Origin of the sequence: Trinickia terrae (assembly GCF_005144415.1) — a bacterium.
In the GTDB taxonomy this organism is placed as follows: Bacteria; Pseudomonadota; Gammaproteobacteria; order Burkholderiales; family Burkholderiaceae; genus Trinickia_A; species Trinickia_A terrae.
Window position 1 is genome coordinate 402,419 of the sequence record NZ_SWJE01000005.1, and the last position, 17,427, is coordinate 419,845.

General features: G+C 65.0%; 9 protein-coding genes. All 9 read left to right on the forward strand.

Annotated elements, in window-relative coordinates; genetic code table 11:
- Positions 1 to 4 precede the first annotated feature (4 nt).
- Positions 5 to 8,485, forward strand: coding sequence for an Ig-like domain-containing protein (locus tag FAZ69_RS11120; RefSeq protein ID WP_136894270.1), 8,481 nt, complete (start codon positions 5 to 7; stop codon positions 8,483 to 8,485).
- Entirely contained in the window at positions 8,482 to 8,976 is a 495-nt protein-coding gene (locus tag FAZ69_RS11125; RefSeq protein ID WP_136894272.1) for a hypothetical protein, read from the forward strand. Before FAZ69_RS11120 ends, FAZ69_RS11125 begins: the two co-directional genes overlap by 4 nt.
- A 63-nt stretch (positions 8,977 to 9,039) precedes the next feature.
- The gene (locus tag FAZ69_RS11130; protein ID WP_136894274.1) at positions 9,040 to 9,858 is read left to right on the forward strand and encodes a LolA-like protein; all 819 of its coding nucleotides are present in this window, start codon (positions 9,040 to 9,042) and stop codon (positions 9,856 to 9,858) included.
- A 27-nt stretch (positions 9,859 to 9,885) separates the two neighbouring features.
- A complete protein-coding gene (locus FAZ69_RS11135; protein ID WP_136894276.1) occupies positions 9,886 to 10,722 on the forward strand; it encodes a LolA-like protein in 837 nt (278 codons plus the stop codon).
- Positions 10,719 to 12,422, forward strand: a complete 1,704-nt coding sequence (locus FAZ69_RS11140; RefSeq protein ID WP_136894277.1) for a c-type cytochrome — start codon at positions 10,719 to 10,721, stop codon at positions 12,420 to 12,422. The genes FAZ69_RS11135 and FAZ69_RS11140 overlap by 4 nt, the downstream gene beginning before the upstream one ends.
- 717 nt (positions 12,423 to 13,139) lie before the next feature.
- Entirely contained in the window at positions 13,140 to 14,528 is a 1,389-nt protein-coding gene (locus FAZ69_RS11145; RefSeq protein ID WP_136894279.1) for a cytochrome C, read from the forward strand.
- Between the two features lie 156 nt (positions 14,529 to 14,684).
- A complete protein-coding gene (locus FAZ69_RS11150) occupies positions 14,685 to 15,356 on the forward strand; it encodes a c-type cytochrome (protein ID WP_136894281.1) in 672 nt (223 codons plus the stop codon).
- A 152-nt stretch (positions 15,357 to 15,508) separates the two neighbouring features.
- The gene (gene ccsB / locus FAZ69_RS11155) at positions 15,509 to 16,732 is read left to right on the forward strand and encodes a c-type cytochrome biogenesis protein CcsB (RefSeq protein WP_136894283.1); all 1,224 of its coding nucleotides are present in this window, start codon (positions 15,509 to 15,511) and stop codon (positions 16,730 to 16,732) included.
- A 135-nt stretch (positions 16,733 to 16,867) separates the two neighbouring features.
- Positions 16,868 to 17,377 carry a DUF1269 domain-containing protein gene (locus FAZ69_RS11160; protein ID WP_136894285.1) on the forward strand — a complete coding sequence of 170 codons (510 nt, stop codon included), beginning with the start codon at positions 16,868 to 16,870 and terminating at the stop codon, positions 17,375 to 17,377.
- The last annotated feature ends 50 nt before the right edge of the window (positions 17,378 to 17,427 follow it).

A 17,427-nucleotide genomic window follows, 5' to 3' on the forward strand; every position in this document is an offset into this window, starting at 1 on the left:
CGCGATGAGATCCACCAAGCTCACAGCGACGTTCCTTGGTCTGTTCAAGGCGGGGGTCGCAGCATCCATGTTGCTGACGGCCGGCGAGGCATGTTTTGCTCAGGCGGTCGTCAATCTGACGGCGAAGGCCTCCACGGCGATGTTGCCGGACGGACAGTCCGTGCCGATGTGGGGCTACACCTGCACGCCGGCTGCCGTCGCGACGGTGCCGGCCGCGAACGCCACCTGTGCGGCGGCGAATCCGGGGGCCGGCGCGAACTGGTCGCCGGTGGTGATTACCGCGCCGGCGGGGCAGCTGCAGATCAACCTGACGAACAACCTGCCGGCCCCGGTGCCGACTTCGCTCGTCATCGTGGGGCAGCTGGGTGGTGGGCTGGGGAGCGCGCCGACGACCGTGGCGAGTCCGCCGCACCCGACGCAAACCGCCACGACCTGGCCGATTGTCTCGTCTTCCACGGCCACCGGGACGGCGTACTCGTCGCCGCCCGCGGCATTCACGCCGCCCGCGCAAGGGCCGCGCATCCAGTCGTTCGGGACCGAGGTGGCGCCGAGCACCGATCCGACGTCGCATACGACGCTCACCTGGCCGAACCTCAAGCCCGGCACCTATCTGCTCGAGTCGGGCACGCACCCGTCGATCCAGGGGCCGATGGGTCTCTACGGCGTGCTGGTCGTGAAGAGCCCGAGCGTGCCCAGCTCGACCTGCGCGTCGACGAATCAGGCCTATCCGGGTACGGCAACCTGCTATGACGCCGACGTGCCGCTCGTGATGGGCGAGATCGATCCCGTGCAGAACGCGGCGGTCGCCGCGGCCGTCGCGACCAAAGGCTTCAGCGAAACCGCGGCGTGGTCGGGTCAGCCGGGCGGGTGTGGCAATTCGAAGTCCCTATCGTTCGGCACCTGCTATCCGCCGGTGGTGAACTACGATCCGCGCTATTACCTGATCAACGGCGTCGCCTTCGATCGCACGAACCCGAACGCGTCGGCATTCCCGCCGAGCGCGAACGTGCCGGCGTCGACCGGACAGGTCCTCGTGCGCCTCGTGAACGCCGGCCTGCGCATGCATATTCCCGCGGTGGTCGGCGCGCAAACGGGCAATCCGTCGGTTCCCGGGTTCTCGCTCGTCGCCGAGGACGGCAACGCGCTGCCCGGCAACCCGCGCATCCAGAACTCCGTGTTCATGGCCGCCGGCAAGACGTACGACGTGATGGTGAACGCGCCGGCCGCCGGGGCTTTGCCCGTGTACGACCGCCAGCTGAGCCTGTCGACCAACAACCAGCGCGACGGCGGGATGCAAGGCTACATCGCGGTCAACAATGCACAGCCGTCGGCGACCGCCGGCATCGGCGAAACGCCGACGGCCGCGGGCGCGAACTACTACTTCGTGCCGGGCACGACCTTGACCGTGTCGGACCCGGCCAAGGGCGTGATCGCGAACACCTCGGGCGTATACGGCGTGAAGGTCCAGACGAACCCTGCCAACGGCACGCTCACGCTGAACACGGACGGCACGTTCACGTATCTGTCGAGCAGCGGGACGAACGACAGCTTCGTCTATCAGTCGACGAACGGCGCTCCGCCGGTGACCGCGACGGTGACGCTGACCGCGTGCACGACGAGCAACAAATGCCTGTCGACGCCGACCGCGGGTAGTGCCAGCTTCGCGAGCAACATTGCGTCGCGCGTGCAGATCGGCGCGCCCGGCGTGCTCGCGAGCGCCAACGATCCTGCCGGGCTGCCGCTCACTGCGCAAATCGTTGCGTCGAGCGCGGCGAACGGGACCGTGACGCTGAATCCGGACGGCTCGTTCACCGCGTCGCCGGCGACTCCGCCGCTCGCCACGAGCGGTCAGGCTGCGCAGTCGATGACGTTCCAGTACACCGTCACCAATACGCAGAACCAGACGAGCAAGCCCGGCACCGTGACCGTGACCTTCAATCCCGGCAGCGGCCTCCAGATCAACGTGATGGATGCGCCGAGCATGGCGCCGGACGCCACGGCGCCCAACAAGAACGTTCAGCTCACCGACTATCGCTGGATCATCGAGGAAGACCGCACGATGCAGATCGATGTGGCCTGCCAGGTGAACTCGGCGACGTCGCGGCCGGCGACCTGCCCGCCGCTGCCGGTCCCGACGCTCGGCACGAACTTCCATACGAGCTACATGCCGGTGGTCGCCTCGGGCTGCGTGGGGGTCGTCGCGTGCGAATCCGGGCAGACCGTGTACGACCCGGCGACCAACTCGCACCTGCCGACCGTCTGCGACGTCGGCAACGGCGCGTGCCGCACGGGTACGAACGTGTCGCAACAGGCTCCGGTCGATCCGAAGTACGTGGCGCTCGATCCGACCAAGCACTACTACATCTCGATCCTGCCAGGCGACGCCGGCAACACGTTCTCGAACGGCGGCGGCAATGCGCCCAGCGGCGCGAATCGCCAGTTCAGCATCGCGCTCGACTGCCCGTCGGGTCCGAGCGGCAAGGATTTCGCGCCGGGCACCGGCTTGTGCGGGCACACGATGGGCGGCGCGCCGATCACGCCCGCGCAGATCGCGGCCGCGCAGGCAGGACAGACCGCTGCCGGACAAGCGGGGCAGGTCAACGTGCTGCTGACGGAAACGCCGTATCCGACCGCGAAGCTCTCGGTGTTCGTCTTCGAGGACGATGCGCCGCTCAACGGCGAAGTGGATGTCAGCGGCGGATCCGACGGTTTCGGCACGGCGCGCGAGCCCGGCCTCGGCGGCTTCGAGATCAAGCTCTGGGACGATGCCGGCGGCACGGGCGATGCGACCGGGCAGATGACCTACGACATGTTCAACATGCCGCTGTCGAATTCGCTGCAGGGAACCATCGACCCGATCTCGGGGCTCAATGCCTGCCCGATCTCGGCGTCGACCGACGGCCTGATCGGCATGATTCCGACCTGCCCGAAATACGAGTCGGACGGCAAGACGCTGTCGCCGCTCGTCGGTCAGGCCGTGATTGCCAACCTGATGCCGGGCCGGTACGGCGTGGTCGCGACGCCGGCAGCCGACAGAATCGGACGTGGGGAGGAATGGCTGCAGACCAACACGCTCGACGGCGAGAAGGGCCACGATGCGTTCATCAAGGCCGGCGGGCCGGCGTACTTCCAGGAATTCGGACCGGCGGGCTATCACGTTTCGATCGGCTTCGCGAATCCGGCGATCATCAATGCGCGCAGGACCAATGCCAGCAAGACGGGGCTGTGCGACACGGGTCCGTGCGCGAACTCGGTCAAGGGCCACGTGACGAACCTGCACTACAGCCGTCCGCCCAACGAGAACCTGTATAGCAGCGGGACGCGCGATTCGCTGGCCTTCACGCAATGCTACGTGAGCGTCGGCGACCCGGACGGAGAGGATTACGGCTTTACCAAGTGCGACAACAAGGGCAACTTCGAAATCGACGGCCTGCCCAGCGGCACGACGCGCATCACGATCTTCGATCAATGGAACGACCAGATCGTCGATGGGCTCGCGAAGGCGGTCCAGCTTCCGGATGCCAAGGGAAACACGATGGTCGACGTCGGAGAGATTTCGGTGCTCCAGTGGCAGACGAATCTCTATACGCGGACCTTCATCGACCTTCACGGTGACGGCGTCTCGCATCCGGACGACCCGGGCATCGCGCTGGCGTCGGTCAACATGCGGTTCCGCGACGGGAGCTACTCGAACTTCAACGCCACGGACGGGAACGGCTATGCGCCGTACAACGAAGTGTTCCCGCTGTTCAACTGGTATGTGGTGGACGACGACATGACGCGCTTCAAGCCGACCGGCACGCACGTGGTCTATGACGCGGGCGGCCCGGTCGACGGCACCGGCGCGCCGGGCAGCGGGAATTCGACCATTGCCAAGTACTTCGCCAACACGGCCGAAACCGTGCCGCTTCCTTCGAACCTGCAGGTGCCGGGTGCGCGGTATTGCGCGGATGCGGACTGCACGTCGACGGGCAGCGGTTCGACCGGCAGAGTCGACCCGCCCTGGGTGACTTCGGAGGCGTGGCAGGGCTTTTCCGGTCAGAACTCGTTCATCGAATTCGGCAAGACGCCGTTTGCGACGGGCGAGAACGGCGGGATCCGCGGCGAGGTCATCTACGCATCGACGCGGCCGTTCGACGACCCGACGCTGCTCATCCATACGAAGTGGACGCCTGACGTGCCGAACGTCACGGTGAACCTGTATCAGGAAGGCACGGCCATGGACGGCACCACGAACCTGACGCTCGTGGACACGACCAAGACGTCGAGCTGGGACGACTGGGCGCAGGGCTTCCGTGCCGACGGCGCGACGCCGAACATGAACTGTCCGGGACAGGATCCGAACGACCCGTACTTCTTCACGCTGAAGAACAGCACGAACTGGCTCGATCCGACGCATCGTCAGCTGCCTGCGAACGCCCAGTTCAAGTGCTACGACGGCATGCACTCGTTCAACCAGATCCAGCCCGCGCCTTACGACGGGATGTACAAGTTCCCGAGCGTGACGGCGACGGATACGAGCGGCAAGCCGGTCGCGTCGAACTGCACGATCTGCGTCGGGAAGAATCCCGTCGACGGCACGCCGATGCTGCCCCCCGGCAAGTACGTGGTCGAGATCATCGTGCCGCCGGGCTACGAGCTGGTGAAGGAGGAGGACAAGAACATCCTGATCGGCGACAACTACATCGCGCCCGTGACGCAGCAGTTCGGCGGGATCGGCAACGTCTTCATCATTCCCGACCAGGCTGCGGTGAACTCGAGCTACAACGCGAACAACGCGCAGAACATGACCACGGACCTCGGCTCCTCGCCGCACGCCGAAGGCGACACCGGCAGCGTCGAGCGGTTCTGGCCGTGCGCCGGCGAACTGCGCATCGTGCCGGACTACATGAGCATCTTCCCCGGATCGAAGGAGGTCGCACCGTTCGCGGGCGCGTCGCGCCATCTGTGCGACCGCAAGGAGGTGCAGCTCACGGACCAGGATTCGGTGCTCGCGAAGTTCTGGATCTACAGCTCGACGCACGTCGCCGCGCACTACACGGGCTTCATGCTCGACGACTTCTCGTCGGAGTTCGATCCGTATTCGCCGCAATTCGGCGAGAAGTTCGCGGTGCCGAACGTGCCGGTTTCGTTCAAGGATTACACCGGCAACGAAATCTCGCGCACGTATTCGGATCAATGGGGCATCTACAACGGGCTGACTTTCTCGACATGGCAGGTCAATCCTCCGAACCCGACCGGCTATGCGCCGACGATGATGGTCGCGTGCATGAACGACCCGGGTCCGATTCCCGATCCGAAGAACCCCGGCAAGACGATGAACGATCCACTTTACAACCCGGCGTATAGCCAGTTCTGTTACGAGATTCCGTTCATGCCTGGACAGACGCAATACATGGACACGCCGGTGGTGCCGGTGCAGGCATTCGCCGACGGGTACAACCAGCCCGACTGCGCGTATCCGGACGCGACGCCCGCGATCTCGAGCGTGACCGGCGATGCGATCGGCACGGGTGCGGGCCCGTGGGTCAGCGCGCCCGGCAAGCAGCTGACGATCAACGCGCTCGGCGACCAGCAGGTCTCGAACAACGCGTACACGGGACCGAGCCAGAGCACGGCGCCGTTCAACCAGAAGTTCATTACGCGCCACTATGGCTTCGGCGCTCAGCAGGGAACGGGATCGGTGACGATCGCGGGCGTCAATGCGCACGTCGTGTCCTGGAGCGACCAGAAGATCGTCGTCACCGCGCCCGACCTGAGCATCCCGACGCTGCCGTCGCTGACGGTGCCCTCGACCTGCACGATCAAGCAGATGGGCGCACCCGCGACGCAGTGCGGCGAGCTCGTGATCACGTCCGGCAACGGCAAGCGGTCGATCGACACGGTCACCGTCACGATCGGCGGCAATCCGCCGGCCTACGTGAATGGCGAGAACGGCGCGAACAACGCGATCCAGAGCGCGATCGACAACGCGAAGGCGGGCGACCTGATCGTCGTCGGGCCGGGAATGTACACCGAAATGCTGGTGATGTGGAAGCCGGTCCGGCTGCAAGGCGTCGGCGCGCCGTCGGTGACGGTCAACGCGAACACGCATCCGTCGGGCAAGCTCGATCCGTGGCGCAGGCTGGTTTCGTGCCTGTTCGGCACTTCGCTGGACGGCGGAGCAGTTTCGCCCACTTACGACCCGACGAAGCCGATCTCGCCGACCAACAACCCGTACGATCCGTCCGGCACCTATCAGTGCCCGGCGACGATGCTGGGTCACGCGGATCCGATACCGTTCGAGCCGACTGTCGGTTGGGACAGCAACCAGAACGGCAACCTCGGCGAATTGCTGATGGAGCCCTCGCTGCTGGGCGCGTATGAAGGCGCGGGCATTACGGTTCTCGCCAAGGGCGTGCAGCCGAGCACGAACTGCACCGCGAACGGCGTCTGCACGCTGCTCACCAACAAGGATTGCACGACGGACCCGAACAACCCGAACTACAGCAACTTCCTGTGCAATCCGTCGCGCGTCGACGGGATCACGTTCACCAACAGCTCGCAAGGCGGCGGTGGAGTCTTCCTGCACGGCTGGAACCATTACACGGAGGTGTCGAACAACCGGGTGACGGGTAACGCCGGCACGCTCACGGGCGGCATCACGGTCGGCCAGGTGGAGGTTCCGGACGGGACCATCGCCGCGGACGGCGTGACGCAGCTGCCGTTCCTGTACAACACGTACGTCAACATCCATAACAACGCGGTCACGGCCAACGCGTCGTATGGCGACGAAATCAATTCGACCACGCCAGCGTCGTCCGGCGGCGTGACCTTCTGCTCGGGCGCCGACTACTACCGCTTCAACTACAACTGGGTGTGCGGCAACTTCAGCGGCGGCGACGGCGGAGGCGTCGCGCACTTCGGGTTCAGCTACAACGGCGACCTGTCGCACAACGTGGTGTTGTTCAACCAGAGCAATAACCCGACGCTGCCGACGTACGGCGGCGGCATCATCGCCCAGGGGGTGCCTCCTGACGGCACGTACTGCGAGAACTCGACTGTCGACGTCGATTGCGCGCCTCAGCTTTCCGACGGCGTCGGCCCGGATCTCGTGATCGACGGCAACCTGATCATCGGCAACACCGCGGAAAGCGGGAAGGGCGGCGGTCTGCGGCTGCAGAACGTCAACGGCACGGACGTGCAGCGCAACCTCACCAACCCGGAGAAGTGGTATCAGGTTCGCGTGATCAACAACATCATCGCGGACAACGTGGCCGGCTGGTCGGGCGGCGGCGTGTCGCTGCAGGATGCGGTGCGGGTGAAGTTCATCAACAACACGGTGATCGCGAACGATGCGACGGCTTCCGCAGGCGTGCTGTTCAATACGCCGGCGGCTTCGCAGTCGAACGTCCTGCCGCCGGGATGCACGAGCAGCCCGAACAGCGCGGAAACGACGTGCACCGGCTACATCGCGACCTCGACGAATCAGCCGGCCGGCTTGGAGACTGCGACCCATTCGCAGAACCTCATGAACGCGTTCACGCCGCCTGCGAACTTCCACGGGCAAATCACGTGTCCGGTGGGCGAGCCGAACTGCATGAAGTTCTCGAACCCGGTGCTGACCAACAACGTGTTCTGGCAAAACCGCTCGTTCTACATCTCGGTGAGTTCGCAGCCGAATCCGAACATACCCGGCGTGCAGAACGCGGTGACGTTGAACCCGGACCTGAACCAGAAGGGGCACCCGACTGGCTTCTGCGCGACGGGCGGCCAGAATCCGCCGGTCTACTGGGACATCGGCGCGTACGGCGACACCGGGCCTGCCAGTCCGCAAGCGGGGATGAAGATGAACCCGACGCACTCGATCATGACCAGCACCACGGGCTATAGCGCGACCAACCTCGCGGCGAACCCGCGGACGGTCGGCCAGTACTGCAACGGCTCGCGCGTGCCGCCGGAAGCCGGCGGAAACGGCTTTGCCGTGCCGCCCGGAATCGCCGATGCGGTCATCCCGAACCCGCTGTTCGGCCTGCTGCCGACGGCGACCCCCGACGAAGGCAACCAGTGGATCAACATGTCGTACGGACCGCTGTCGCTGTTCAACGCGGCGCTTGCGTCAGGCCAGCCTGGCTACAACGTGATGATGGGCAACTACTCGATCACGAGCGGGTCGCCGGCGATCGGCGCGGCCACGGGGAACGGTGCGCCGAATCACGACATCTTCGGCACGCCGCGGCCGCAAGCCAGAGGATTCGACATCGGCGCGGTCCAGTTCGTGCAGCCCGGCTTGCCCGGTTTGTTCGGCAGCGCTCAGATCGACCCGCTCGCGTTGGGGAGCCAGCCGTCCGGTCTCGCCGGCCTCCTTCCGCAGAACCTCCGCGGATTCGCGGGCTTGCTCGGTGGCGGGGCGCAGTTGCCGGCAGGCGTGCTGTTGCAGGCCCCGGTGCAGACGCCGAACCCGGCACCGGTGACGCCCGCGCCGATCACGGGGGCGCTGCCATGAAACGTTCGACGTCTCGTACAGCATCGGCGCTGCTGCTCGCGGGCAGTGCCTGCCTCGTCGCGGTCCGGCCTCAGCCGGCCGCGGCCGGGCAGGCCGCGCCGGCCGCTCAGGCTCACTCGCCGTACCAGCCCGTGAGCCTGCCGCGGCACGCGAAGGCCTATTACCAGTCGGCGAAAGGCATCAGCGACCTGCACGTGCGCAGCACCGCGTCGGGCAACCTGATTCGCTTCAGCTACCGGGTGACCGATCCGCAGCGGGCGCGACCGCTCGCCGACACGAAGGCGCCCGCGTATCTGTACGGGCAATCCAGCCACGCGGTGCTCGTGATTCCGGTGATGGACCAGATCGGCGCGCTGCGGCAGACCGGTCACCTGGAGGCGGGACAGGAGTACTGGATGGTGTTTTCCAACAAGGGCGAGCCGATCAAGCGCGGCGAACGGGTCAGCATCCAGATCGATTCGCTCCATATCGACGGGCTGGTGGTCGAGTAATCGCTCACTGGCGCATCCGGCCGCACGTTGGCGACAGGCGGCCTTTCAACGGGGAGTCAAGTCATGAACCGGTTTCTTTTCAAGTCGATTGCGGCGGCCTGCGCCGCCGCCTTTCTGGCGTGCGGCCAGACCGCGTTCGCGGCATCGGCGGCGGGGAATGCTCAAGCGCCGTCGGCATCGCATCTGAGCGCGGCGCAGATCGTCGAGCGCAATGTCGCGGCCCGCGGGGGGCTGCAGGCGTGGCGAGCGGTCTCGTCGATGAAGATGACGGGAGAGCTCGATGCAGGCGGCACGAAGAATGTCAGGCTGCCGTTCACGCTGACGCTGAAGCGTCCGCACAAGAGCCGGCTCGAGATTCAATTCGAGCAGCAGACTGCGCTGCAGGTGTACGACGGCTCGCAAGGCTGGACCGTCAGGCCGTACCTCGGACGCAATGAAGTCGACCCGTATACGCCGGCGCAGCTCAAGTCCGCCGCGGCGTCGGCCGAGCTCGACGGCCCGCTGATCGACTACGCGAACAAGGGCACGACGGTCCAGGCGCTCGGCACCGAGATGGTGGAAGGACACCGCGCGTACGTGCTGAAGCTGACGGCGAAGGATGGCTCGGAGCGCCGCCTATGGGTCGATGCGTCGAGCTTTCTCGAACTGAAAATCGACGGCGAGCAGCGCGTGCTCGACGGCAGGACGCACAGCGTCGCCGTCTTCTATCGCGATTACAAGAAGGAGAACGGCCTTGTCATCCCGCATACGCTCGAGACCGTCGTGAGCGGCGTCAAGCCGACGCGCAAGATTGCGATCGATCACGTCGCGGTGAACGAGCCGGCCGACGATGCGATGTTCGGCAAGCCGCCGCTCAGCATCGCCAAGGTGACGAGCCACTAGCCGGACATTCGTGTGGGGGCGAAGGCCATGGAACGAATCCGATCGTGGGTGCTCGCCGGCTGCGTGATGGCGGCCTTGTGCGCGTGCCAGCAACTACCGGGGCAGAGTCTGAGCGCGGACCAGATCATCGAGAAGAACACCGCGGCGAGGGGCGGGCTCGACGCATGGCGCAAGATCCAGACGATGGTCTGGTCCGGCCATGTGGATAGTGCGAACGCCCCTGTGCGGGATATGCCGTTCATCCTCGCGATGAAACGCCCGAACAAGACGCGCTTCGAGATCACCGTGTTCAACCAGAAGGCGCTGCGCGTATTCGACGGCCACGAAGGCTGGAGGCTGGGCGGGAGCGGGGCGGGCAGCCCGAGCCTGCGGCCGTACTCGGGGGACGAGCTGACGTCCGCGCGCGACGAGCAGGTGATCGACGGGCCGCTGATCGACCATGAGGCAAAGGGCGTCGGCGTGACGCTGGACGGCGTCGAACAGGTGGGCGGACACGACGCCTACCGGCTCACGCTCAAGCTGCCTTCCGGCGCGATCCGCCATGTGTGGATCGACGGTCGAACGTTTCTGGACGTGAAGTACGACCGCGAGGTGCATGGGCCGCGCGGCCCGGTCACCGTGGAGGTGATCTATAGCGACTACAAGAGCATCGACGGACTGCAGATACCGCTCAAGATCGAAAGCGGTGCGGCGGCGTCGCCGAAGAAGGACACGCTGATCATCGAGAAGGTGTCGCTGAATCCGCCGCTCGACGATGCGATCTTCGCCAGGCCCGCATCGCCGGGGCGGCGCCGTTCGGTTGCGATCGATGCCGATGCGTTCCCGGCGCAGCCGGCCGCAAGCCCGCCGACGCCACAGCCATGAACGCCAACCGGGAGCGGCTGCGAGCCCTCGCGGGAGCACGCTCGCCTGCGGCACGCATGTTCGTGCGGTGCATGCTGCTGGCCGCGCTGATCGTGCCTGCCGGCGAGGCGAGCTGCGGGGAGGGGAGCGCGGGGGCGTCCGTCACGCCGGCGGACGCGGGCGCGGCGATCTACCAGCGCGGCATCCTGGGTTCGGGCGAACCGCTCGTGGCGGTGCATGAAGGCGGCGTGCGCCTGCAAGGCGCCGGCGCCGCGTGCATCAATTGCCATCGGCACAGCGGTCTGGGCTCGAAGGAAGGCAATAGCACCATCCCGCCGATCACGTGGCGCTACCTGGTCCATCCACGCGCGCAAACCGCCGAGGATCTCGACATACCCTACGTTCCCGGCATGCACACCGATCGCGAACCGTACACGGAGGAAACACTCGCGCGAGCCGTGCGCGAAGGAGTCAACTCCGAAGGCCAGCCGCTCAGCAGCCTGATGCCGCAGTACGCGCTCAACGATGCCGATATGACCGCGCTGATCGGCTATCTGCAGCGCCTCGATCAGCGCAAGCCGTCGGGCGTGACGGACACGGTGCTGCATTTCGCGACGATCATCACGCCGGATGCGGACCCGGTGAAGCGGGCCGGCATGCTCGACGTTCTGCAGCACTACTTCGCGGACAAGAATGCGTTTCCGCTCGGCGCGACCCCGCCGCTGCGCTCGACGCGAAAGATGATGTTCATGGTCAATCGCCGCTGGGAACTGCATGTGTGGGAACTCAAGGGGGCGCCCGACACATGGCATGAGCAGCTGAGGCAGTATCTGGCGCGGCAGCCGGTGCTGGCCGTGGTGTCGGGACTGGGCGGCAGGAACTGGGCGCCCGTGCACGATTTCTGTGAAGAGGAGGCCGTGCCGTGTCTCTTTCCGAACGTCGAGGTTCCGGTCGAAACGGATCACGATTTCTATTCGGTGTACTTCTCGAAGGGCGTGTTGCTCGAGTCGGATCTGATCGCGAAGCGCATTCTCGACGAAGCCGGTGCGAGGACGGCGCCGAAAGCGGTGAAAAGGGTCTGGCAGGTCTATCGCACGGGCGACAACGGCGAGCGGGGCGCACAGGCGCTCGCTGCCGCGCTGAAAGGGCATGGCATCGCGGTGTCGAATCATGCGCTCGCACCCGGTGACGGCATCGCTCACGTATTGCATCGGATGCCGCGCGAGGATGTGCTCGTGCTGTGGCTGCGTGCGCCCGACATCGCGGCGCTCGGCCATGCGCCGCCGGCTTCGGACACGGTCTTCATGTCGGGGCTCCTCGGCGGGCTCGACAACACGCCGTTGCCGGCGAGCTGGCGCGGCGTCACGCGAATCGCCTATCCGTTCGACTTGCCAGAGGGGCGGCGCGTGCGCGTCGACTATGCGTTCGGCTGGTTCACGATCCGGCAGATTCCGATGGTCGCGCCGCAGGTCCAGGCGGACACGTATCTCGCGTGCGGCCTGCTCGCCGAAACGCTCAGCCACCTGGTCGACGCATTCGTGCGCGAATACCTCGTCGAGCGCATTCAGGACATGCTCGAACGCCGCATCCTGACCGGCTACTATCCGCGCCTGACGCTGGCGCCCGGGCAGCGCTTCGCGTCGAAGGGCGGCTATATCGTCCGGTTCGCCGGGCCGGATCGCATGAAGCTCGTTGCCGACGGGGACTGGATTGTCCCTTGAGGCTTTTAGCATTCGGCTTTCGTGGAACTTGTTTTCGCGGCGGTCCGTATAGTCCGTCCCTCCCCGGGACCGGGGTCACTTTGGTCTTGCCCAAAGTAACCAAAGGCGTGTCCTAGGCGGACGGCCTGGCCCGGAAGCACTCAGTCCTGTTGGCGGTAGCGGTCTGAGGGCTACCGTTGTCGCCCGCCGTTCGTCCCGTTAGCAAGAGGCACGGAATGACGCTGCGCCGAAACAAAAAGAAGGCGTCGATTTGGCGGCGCCCTATGGCGCAGATGACAAGCCTCTTCGGCCTTTCCTAACCGCTGACACTGATTTGATTCGTATGGGCTTGATTCCGTGCCGCGTGCTGACGGGACGTACGGCGCGCGGTAACAGGCGCCCACAGAACGCTATCCCCTATAGCACTGAGTGCCTCCGGGCCAGGCCGTCTGCCTAAGACACGCCTTTGGTTACTTTGGGCAAGACCAAAGTGACCCCGGTCCCGGGGAGGGACGGACTATACGGACCGGCGCGAAAACAGGTTTTACGAAAACCAGAAAAGCCAGAAAAGCCAGAAAAGCCAGAACGACCGGTGTAGAGATCGGGTAGAGATCAGACCGCGATAAGAGGGGAGTGCCCCATGCCGGTTCCGATCGGCCCTCTACACAATGAAGTCATCGCGCGACGTTCGAATGTCGCGTCGCAAAGTGGCGGCATACGGCGTAAGGGGAAACAGCCATGACAAACATCCTTGTCGGCCATGGCAAACGTCATGACTGGCTTCGTCGCGGCTGGACGGTCGCGCTAGCGACGCTGGCATTGCTGCAGGTGTCGGTCGCGCAGGCGCTGCCGATCTTCGCGCGGCAGACCGGACAAAGCTGCGTGGCGTGTCACGCGGGCGGGCAATTCCCGGAACTCACGCCGTATGGGCGGATGTTCAAGCTGAACGGCTATACGCTCGGTGAACGCACGGTTCCGATCGCCGCGATGGCGATCGGCGATCTGAGCAAGACGAGGTTCAACAGCGACGCCAACGGCAATCCCATCAATACCAAGGATGGCCTTCCGATGTTCGACTTTGCGAGCATCTTCCTCGCCGGAAAGATTACCGACAAGATCGGCGGCTTCGCGCAGTTCACCTACATCAACTACGATCACCAGGACCCCGACGGCCGATGGAAAGGCCACTGGACGTCGGACAATACCGACTTCCGCTTCGTCGACCGGATCATGACCGACGCGAACGATCTCATCGTGGGCGCGACGGTGCACAACAATCCGACCGTGCAGGACGTCTTCAACACCGCGCCGGCATGGGGCTACCCGTACATTTCGTCGACGATCAGCCCGGTTGCCAAGATCCCGAACCTGCCGCTCATCGAAGGCGGGAGCCTCGCGACGCAGGCCGTCGGCACGGGCGCCTACCTGTACTGGAACAAGCTGGTGTACGCGGAGCTGACCGCATACAGTACGGCCGACGGCATCTGGTCGTTCCTGAGCCACGGGAATACGGAGGGGAATCCGGTCCACCCGCAGATCTATCTGCGCGGCTACAACCCGTATGCACGCGTCGCCTTGACGCACGACTGGGGACCTCATAGCGTGATGGTTGGCGCGTTCGGGTTCAACGTCAATCTCTATCCGAACGACTCGAGCAATTTTCCGATCTTCGGCACGGGGGCGACGCGCTATCGCGATTACGGCCTCGACGCGCAGTACGAGTACCTGCTGGAACCGCACACGATCACCGCGCAAGCGCGCTATGTGCGGGAAAACATCCATGATCCGAACAATTTCGTGCTGGGCGACAACACAGACGCGGATCTCAACTCACTACGCCTGAAGGCGTCGTACGTGTACCAGAACAAGTACGGCGTCAGCTTCTCGTTCTTCAATACGACGGGCACTCCGGACAGCGTGCACTACTCGGCCAGCGCGAACTTCCATCCGAATACCCAGGGCTGGATGCCCGAAATATTCTGGATGCCGGACCAGCGCGTTCGCGTCGGCATCCAGTACACGTTCTTCACCAAGTTCCTCGGCGCGTCGACCAACTACGACGGCAACGGGCGCAACGCGAGGGACAACGACACGCTGTTTCTTTATCTATGGGTCGCCTCATGGTGACGTCCCGTCGGGCGTTTCCCGTTCGCCTGGGAGGCTGGAACACGCGTAACGGGAGGCTGTCGCGCATATCGCGTCGCGTGTCGATGCGAATGCGCACCGTCGCCGGACGGAATCGATTCAGGGTGTGGAAAAAATTGCGGCAAGGAGGTTCGTGACATGAACAAAGTGGCCCATATCGTCTCGCTTGCGATGTTGCTGGCCGGGTCGGCTTGTCACGACCTGGAGCGGTCGCGGCAAGTCGACAACCCGGCCGTGTCGGGCAAGACCATCGCGTTGCAGGTGTGCTCGAACTGCCATGGCGCGACCGGCGTTTCGGTGTCGCCGACGTTTCCGAAGCTGGCCGGACAGCGCAAGGAGTACCTCGTCGATCAACTGACGGACTTCAAGAATCACGCGCGTTCCGATCCGAATGCGAAGCGGTTCATGTGGGGCTTCACGCATCTGACCGATGCGCAGATCGACGAGCTCGCAACGTATTTTTCAAGTCAGCAAGTGGTCCTCGGCGACCCCGACGATCTCGCGCTCATCAACGCGGGCAAGGCGATTTTCATGTCGGGCCTGCCGGACAAGGGCGTCGCGGCGTGCATCGGGTGTCACGGCCAGCATGGCGAGGGGTTGAGCCAGTTTCCTCGCCTCGCCGGTCAGCATGCGGACTACGTGATGAAGCAGCTCGAGGTCTTCCGCGAAACCGACTCACGGCCCCGCGGTGCGGTCATGAAGGCAGTGTGCGCGAACATGTCGGAGCAGGACATGCGCGCCGTCGCGGCATACGTTGAAGCGTTTCCGCAGGAGGCCGAGGCATCGGCCAGCCCGCCGGTCGATCAATGACCAGGCGGCAATGACCGGGCGCGGCCTGCCGCATGTGCCGCAGGCCGCGCGGGCGGACCGGCGCAGGCGACGATCTTTCGGTGTTCCGTCTCCCCCGGGGCGGGGCACTGTTTTTTATTCCGGCCGTACGCGGTTCCATCTCGGTGAAGATCATGAAAGTCATTCAATCCTCTCATGACGGCGCGGCGCCTGCGGTCAGGCCACTGCATCGGCGACGGGCCGCGCCGCGCGCGGATCGCGTATGCGCACCGGACGACGAGCGCCCGTTCCCGCTGCGTCTCGACGCATTCGACTGGCTGTTCGCGCTCGCGATGGTCGCCGGTGCGGGGTTTGCGCTGTCGCGCTACCACGGCTTCATGAACTACTACGACAAGCTGGTGCTGGTGTGCTCGGTGCCCGCGTTCGTGGTGCTCGGATGGCGCTGGAAGCCGGCGCGCCTGCTGATTGCGGGCATCGCGGTGCTGTCGCTGTTCGCGATCCAGATCTATCAAGGCGATCTGTCGCGCGCCGATTCGGCCTTCTTCCTGAAGTATTTCCTCTCGAGCCAGTCGGCCATTCTCTGGATGAGCGCGCTGTTCGTGCTCGCCACGCTGTTCTACTGGATCGGCACGCTGTCGCGTTCGCCGTCGGGCGGCGCGATCGGCTCCAAGCTCACCTGGGCGGCGGTGCTGATGGGCTTCACGGGCCTGATGGTGCGCTGGTACGAGTCTTACCTGATCGGCGCGGACGTCGGGCATATCCCCATCTCGAACCTCTACGAAGTGTTCGTGCTGTTCAGCCTCATCACGGCGCTCTTCTATCTGTACTACGAGCAGCACTACAACACGCGCGCGCTCGGCGCATTCGTGCTGCTGATCATCAGCGCGGCGGTCGGCTTCCTGATGTGGTATTCGATCTCGCGCGACGCGCAGCAGATCCAGCCGCTCGTGCCGGCGCTGCAAAGCTGGTGGATGAAGATCCACGTGCCGGCGAACTTCATCGGCTACGGCAGCTTCGCGCTGTCGGCGATGGTCGGGGTGGCGTACCTGATGAAGGAGCGGGGCGTGCTGGCGGATCGCCTGCCCGGGCTCGACGTGCTCGACGACGTGATGTACAAGTCGATCGCGGTCGGCTTCGCCTTCTTCACGATCGCGACGATTCTCGGCGCGCTGTGGGCGGCCGAGGCCTGGGGCGGCTACTGGAGCTGGGACCCGAAGGAGACCTGGGCGCTGATCGTCTGGCTGAACTACGCAGCGTGGCTGCACATGCGCCTGATGAAGGGGCTGCGCGGCGCGGTCGCCGCGTGGTGGGCGCTGACGGGGTTGCTGGTGACGACCTTCGCGTTCCTCGGCGTCAACATGTTCCTGTCCGGGCTGCACAGCTACGGGAAACTTTGAGGCGAACGCATGGTTATCTACCGTTTTCTACCCATGCACTTCGGCGAGTGTTCCTACTTCAAGCGGGTTGCGCGCTGGAGAAGAATGTCATCAACGACATCGATGCATTCCTGACGCACGGTAGGGGTGGTAGCCATGAGACGCGTATATTTTCTGTTGCCGACGCCGCAATGCGCGCAGTCGATCGTGACCGAGCTTCTGTTGCAACGAATCGAGTGGCGGCATATCCATGTCGTGGCGAACCACAACGTTGTGCTCGATGGCTTGCCGGCGGCGACGCTTGCGCAGCGGAGCGATCTGCTTCCGTCACTTGCTCGAGGCACGGCGGTCGGTTGCGCGACCGGGATGCTGATGGGGCTGATCGCGCTGGTCTTTCCGCCGGAAGGCCTGCCGATCGCCGGCGGCGCCGTCGTGACGATCACGTTGTCCGGCGCCGGCATGGGCGCGTGGGCGGCGTCGATGATCGGCGTCGACGTGCCGAATACGCGCTTGAAGCGTTTCGAAGAAGGGATCGGACGCGGCGAGCTGCTGATGATGATCGATATTCCGAAGGACCGCGTCCACGAGATCGAGGACCTGATCAAGCTTCACCATGCGGAGGCGCACCTCGAAGGGGAGGATCCGACCATTCCCGCATTTCCTTGAGCCGTCAGACGGCCGGAACGGATCGTTACGCGTTGCCGAGCGTCACCTCT